The organism is Selenomonadales bacterium (assembly GCA_017442105.1).
In the GTDB taxonomy this organism is placed as follows: domain Bacteria; phylum Bacillota; class Negativicutes; order RGIG982; family RGIG982; genus RGIG982.
This window is the reverse complement of sequence record JAFSAX010000069.1, coordinates 1-3,893: the sequence shown is the minus strand read 5'-3', so window position 1 is coordinate 3,893 and position 3,893 is coordinate 1. Positions and strand designations below refer to the sequence as shown.

The window sequence follows — 3,893 nt, the reverse complement described above, 5'->3', positions numbered from 1 at the left end:
GTGCCAGTTCGCTCGCAAACCGTACGAGGAGGCTGTCTTTCTTTGGTTCGTTTCTTTGGACAGCAAAGAAATGAACACAAAAAAGAGTGATTTTTCGTTGTTTCCCTTGGGGCGAGCCAAAAAGTAATGAGAAAGGGAAGAGTAAGCGATAGCGAAACCGATTGGCTAGACGCGACCCGACAATACGCACGATAAGAAAAAGAAAACACGCCCTGCGTTCCCCCCTCTCCCTCCCGCACATACGAAAAGGGCATTCCCCACGCACGGGGAACGCCCTTCTTTTTTTACTCATTGAAGTTGAGTTTTTCGGCAACTGCTTTGCCGTCTTTTACTTTGACGGTGACGGTGTACTGCATCTTATCCTTGAGTGATTCGATCTCGAGGTGACGGCGGTCTTCGTCATTTAAGTAGTAGAGCGAGAACGGATACGTAAGATACGCTTCGCCGCCGCGGATATCGTAGACTTCGGCTGTGATGTAGTCATGTCCTTCGGGGACGGTAGAGCGCACTTCGATAACGCGCGCCAGACCGAGCTTCGACTTATCGAGGATGGCGTAGACGGTATCGCCGCGTTTCATATGCGAACGGTACGGGCCGTGATCTTCTTCGATGTTGAGATACGCATAGCTGCCGTGGCGGATATCCGTAGCCTTGGTCGCTTTGAGTGCGAATCGGTATGTGTCGCCTTCGGTAAGAACGCTGCTGTACGATCCTGCCAGATAGAACGGTATGGCAAGCTGGAGGAGTGCAAGCGCAACGAAAAGCACCGTCTTGCTGCGAAGCACACTGTTATTTGTCAGTGCCTGCACCGGGCTCAGGCTCGTCAGTTTTTGCGCGATCGTCCGATTCGACGACGCGGAGGACAGGTCTTGTCGGTCGCTCGTCTGCATCGGCTTGACCATCGTCAGATGCGACTTTTTGCGGCTCTCCCGCCACGCTTTCCACTTGTTCAGAAACGGTATTTTCACGGCTCGTCACACCTCCTTTTTGTTTTCTCATGCGGTAGTTGACGCCGAAGAATACGACGCCAAGCACGATGTAGAGGACACCGCGCACCAAGAAGTTCATGTCGACGTCAAAGAGGCGTGCGACGATGAGTGCTGTGATAAGAAGCATACCGACATTGAATATGCTGACTTGCTGGCGCACATATCCGCGCACCATGAGATACAGACCGACGATGATAAGGTAGGCATTCATAATACCGACGGCGAGCCAGTCCGGCATACCGAACAGCCACAGAAGGCTCGTGAAGCCGACGATAGGCACGGCCAGTGCCGAGAACCGCGCCAAGAGATCACCGCGCATACGGCGGCTGTTCTGCCATACGCTGAAAAGAGCAATAGCAAACATACCGACGAACACGATGACAGGCGCATCGCCTGCGATATCGCTCGAATGATGCCAGAGATTGTAGAAGGTCAGCAGGAACATACAAAAGAGCGAACCTGTGAACCCGAGCGAAAAGAGCGGTCTGTTCCACAGCTCGTCCGCACGGTTCAGTTCGATGCCGAGTGCCGACATCCGATAAAGGAAAAGTGCCATGATCTGCACGGCAAGGTCGCCGAAATACGGACGGAAACATACGAGGAACGCGGCAACAAGACCGATGACGATCAACCAAGTCAGCGCATGGAATCCGCGCGTTTCGGCCTCTTCGAGCTTGTGCTGAAGCGGTATGAGCACGAGAAGAAGCGGCCACGAGAGCCAGATATACCACGCATCATACGCCTGCGTGAGCCATATGAAGAACAGTATGGCATAGACGAAGATCGGCAGTACCGTTTCGGTAAGAAGCGCAATGGGCAAGACGAGCACCATCCAGACACCGAACAGCCATGAGGTGTCGATGCCGAGATAGAACGTCTGCCCCGTCAGAACGAGTGCGGCACCGACCATCAGCGACAGCACGATCGACACGCTCTCACGATATCGGGCAAGCTTCTCGATATGCATCGTGGCAAGCATCGCCCCCTGCGACAATACGAGAAGTGAGATCACACTCGTCAGACGAACACCGCGTGACAGCGCATCCCAGTTATGCGCCAAGACGAGGAGCACCCCGATCGCGATCAGGACAGCCCCCAGCGCGCTGAACGTACGCTGAAACGTCATAGGCAAGATCTGTTTTTCCGGATACTCGGCGAGGATCTTCTCTGCCTGCGAAGCGGTGATGATATCCTTCTCCACCCACTTCTCGGCCTCTTCCTTCAGCCAAGTCTGATGTGATTTTTTCATGAGGATTCTCCTTAGGTATATGATATAAAAGGAATAATGTCTAAGAATAAATTATCAATAAAGCTGATCGTATCCCCTTCTCAGCTATGCCGAAACTTCCATCGGCGCAACCATCGCCTTTGAAAAAGGAATTGGGTGATAGCAGTAGGCAGTAGTCCTTTTTCAAGAGCGATGCAGTTTCTTTGTAACTTTCTTTGCTGACAAAGAAAGTCAAAGAGAAGGGAGAAGCCACCTGCTACGAAAAAGAATTCCTTGCGAGTGTCGATACGCACCGCAAGAAAAAGAGCCTAAGCCAACCCCTTTTCCCTCACCCCCCATTGTACCATATCCCCTATTCCTCAGGGAACTTGTTTTTCTGGAGGTAGCGCATACGCAGAAACAGAAGTACCGCGCTGACGGCGATGCCTGTGATGAAGCCGACCCAGTAGCCGTACGCCTCATAGCCGTTCTGTGCGAGGAGATAGCCGACAGGCAGACCGATGACCCAGTAGGCGATGATAGCCATGACCATCGTAACAGTAACGTCCTTATATCCGCGCAATGCCCCCTGTATCGGTGCGGCAATGGCATCCGACACTTGGAAGAAGACAGCGTAGACGAGGAACGATTCGAGAAGCGGAAGAAGATGCTCCTCCGACGTATAGAGGCCTGCGACCTCGCGCGTGAAGCTCATCAGACCGACAGCCGTACAGCACGCGATGGCAAGTGCCATACCGATACCGATACGCGTATAGACCTTCGCATCGCGATTGCGCTTTGCTCCGACCTCGAACCCGACGAGGATCGTCATCGCCGACCCGATGCTGAGCGGTATCATATAGATAAACGAAGAAAAGTTGAGTGCCGACTGATGTGCGGCAATGACGCTCGTGCCGTACTCGGTGATAAGAAGTCCCACCAAGCAAAAGATGCTCATCTCGACGAAGATACTTCCGCCGATGGGAAGCCCCGTCTTCAGCTCATCGAGCCATGCACGCACATCGGGACGCGGCAGACGAAACACCTTTTGTCCTTTGAACGGCTCCATCGTCTTCAGCACACCGACAGCGAGAACGAGCGCGAGCCAGTACATCAAACTCGATGCCACCCCTGCACCGACACCGCCGAGCGCGGGAAAGCCCCACTTGCCGAAGATCAAAAGCCAGTTCATAAAGATATTGAACGGCACACAGATGAGCGTGATGATCATCGAGATGCGTGTGAACCCTTGCGCATCGATATAGTTACGCATCGACGACACGACGAACATAGGGAGTACCCCCGTCCCGATCGCGAGGAGATACCCGCGTGTCACGCGCGCTACCTCCGCATCGAGCGTCATCTGCGCCAGTATCATATCGACGAACGCGAATCCGAGCCCCAGCACGAACACCGTCATCAGCACCGCCATATAGACAGCCTGCATAAAAAGCGCAGACAGCTCCTCCATCCTGCGCGCACCGTACTTCTGTGCGAAGATAGGTGTCAGACCGCCGATCACACCGACCATGCCGACGAACACAGGTGCCCAGATATTCGTCCCGACCGCCACGCCTGCAAGCTGTGCCTCTCCTGTCTGACCGCTCATCACCGTATCGAAAAAGCCCGTCGCCGTGAATGCCACCTGCGCGATGAAGATGGGCAAAAACACCGTCAGAAGGCTCTTGATCTTACCT

At 53.8% G+C, this 3,893-nt stretch carries 3 protein-coding genes; all 3 read right to left on the bottom strand.

Translation table 11 applies throughout. The features are described 5' to 3' along the window. Positions 1–284 precede the first annotated feature (284 nt). Positions 285–809, bottom strand: a complete 525-nt coding sequence (locus IJN28_02840) for a GDYXXLXY domain-containing protein (GenBank protein MBQ6712709.1) — start codon at positions 807–809, stop codon at positions 285–287. Further along, a complete protein-coding gene (locus IJN28_02835; protein MBQ6712708.1) occupies positions 790–2,238 on the bottom strand; it encodes a DUF2157 domain-containing protein in 1,449 nt (482 codons plus the stop codon). Before IJN28_02835 ends, IJN28_02840 begins: the two co-directional genes overlap by 20 nt. A 331-nt stretch (positions 2,239–2,569) precedes the next feature. Next, a partial coding sequence (locus tag IJN28_02830; GenBank protein ID MBQ6712707.1) for an MATE family efflux transporter occupies positions 2,570–3,893 on the bottom strand: 1,324 nt, incomplete at its 5' end.

Excerpts from the sequence above, each read along its gene's own strand:
- IJN28_02835 (MBQ6712708.1), bottom strand. The coding sequence starts at position 2,238 with ATGAAAAAATCACATCAGACTTGGCTGAAGGAAGAGGCCGAGAAGTGG.